Source organism: Aurantimonas sp. A3-2-R12 (assembly GCF_036016755.1).
Taxonomy (GTDB): Bacteria; Pseudomonadota; Alphaproteobacteria; order Rhizobiales; family Rhizobiaceae; genus Aurantimonas; species Aurantimonas coralicida_A.
This window is the reverse complement of sequence record NZ_JAYXIH010000152.1, coordinates 1-541: the sequence shown is the minus strand read 5'-3', so window position 1 is coordinate 541 and position 541 is coordinate 1. Positions and strand designations below refer to the sequence as shown.

The window sequence follows — 541 nt, the reverse complement described above, 5'->3', positions numbered from 1 at the left end:
GCGAAGGGGAACCGGTGCTGCCATGACAAACCTCCGTTTGCCACAGTGATTCAGAATTCTGTCAGCTTGGGAATCCCCGAAGAGTCGGCCTTCGCTCCCGTTGGTATTAAATCACCATGTTGCCTGCCAAATTTCCACCAGTTGATACGTCTATATTCCTCGTTGTTATTTTCTCGAAACGGTTTAACGCGATCATAGGCTATTTGGAAAAGATCTGGCGCTTCTTTACGTAGTTTGTCTTCGGTAAATCTTTCAAGATCCACAACCCACGATCCGCGCGGTTGCTGCGCCACGTCCCGTCCGTTAAAGTACGGCCTCACGTATAGATCGTAGTTTTCATTTGATCGAAGAAGAAAATCTGCCTCTTCCGAACTGATGACGAATCCCGCGCCCACCAATCCTACTCCGCGAACCGCAACTGAGCGGTTTGCAGCTAGGCTCAGGACCTATTAATTTCTCTTGATCTGTGATTCACGGTCTCCATTGAAGGAGGCTTTGATGGGTGATTTGTTTTTGTTGAGCAAGCGCCAGATGGCGCGGA

General features: G+C 49.2%; 1 protein-coding gene. It reads right to left on the bottom strand.

Translation table 11 applies throughout. From position 1 onward, the window contains the following. Nucleotides 1-50: 50 nt before the first annotated feature. Nucleotides 51-395 (bottom strand): hypothetical protein, encoded by a 345-nt coding sequence (locus VSX60_RS22500; RefSeq protein WP_327626457.1) that lies wholly within the window; start codon nucleotides 393-395, stop codon nucleotides 51-53. Between the last annotated feature and the right edge of the window lie 146 nt (nucleotides 396-541).